Annotated in this window: 1 protein-coding gene; it reads left to right on the forward strand. The window is 54.6% G+C overall.

Annotated elements, in window-relative coordinates; genetic code table 11:
* A partial coding sequence (locus tag ABLU96_RS11505; RefSeq protein WP_139512910.1) for an elongation factor Tu occupies positions 1–743 on the forward strand: 743 nt, incomplete at both ends.

The following is a 743-nucleotide window of genomic DNA, read 5'->3' on the forward strand; positions in this document are numbered from 1 at the left end:
CTGACCGCTGCAATCACTACCGTTCTGGCTAAAACCTACGGTGGTTCTGCTCGCGCATTCGACCAGATCGATAACGCGCCGGAAGAAAAAGCTCGTGGTATCACCATCAACACTTCTCACGTTGAATATGACACCCCGACTCGCCACTACGCGCACGTAGACTGCCCGGGCCACGCCGACTATGTTAAAAACATGATCACCGGTGCTGCGCAGATGGACGGCGCGATCCTGGTTGTTGCTGCGACTGACGGCCCGATGCCGCAGACTCGTGAGCACATCCTGCTGGGTCGTCAGGTAGGCGTTCCGTACATCATCGTGTTCCTGAACAAATGCGACATGGTTGATGACGAAGAGCTGCTGGAACTGGTTGAAATGGAAGTTCGTGAACTTCTGTCTCAGTACGATTTCCCGGGCGACGACACTCCGATCGTTCGCGGTTCCGCTCTGAAAGCGCTGGAAGGCGACGCAGACTGGGAAGCGAAAATCATCGAACTGGCTGGCTACCTGGATTCTTACATCCCGGAACCAGAGCGTGCGATTGACAAGCCGTTCCTGCTGCCGATCGAAGACGTATTCTCCATCTCCGGTCGTGGTACCGTTGTTACCGGTCGTGTAGAGCGCGGTATCATCAAAGTTGGCGAAGAAGTTGAAATCGTTGGTATCAAAGAGACTGCGAAGTCTACCTGTACTGGCGTTGAAATGTTCCGCAAACTGCTGGACGAAGGCCGTGCTGGTGAGAACGT

It is taken from the genome of Klebsiella sp. CN_Kp106, assembly GCF_040064575.1.
GTDB classification, from domain to species: domain Bacteria; phylum Pseudomonadota; class Gammaproteobacteria; order Enterobacterales; family Enterobacteriaceae; genus Klebsiella; species Klebsiella michiganensis.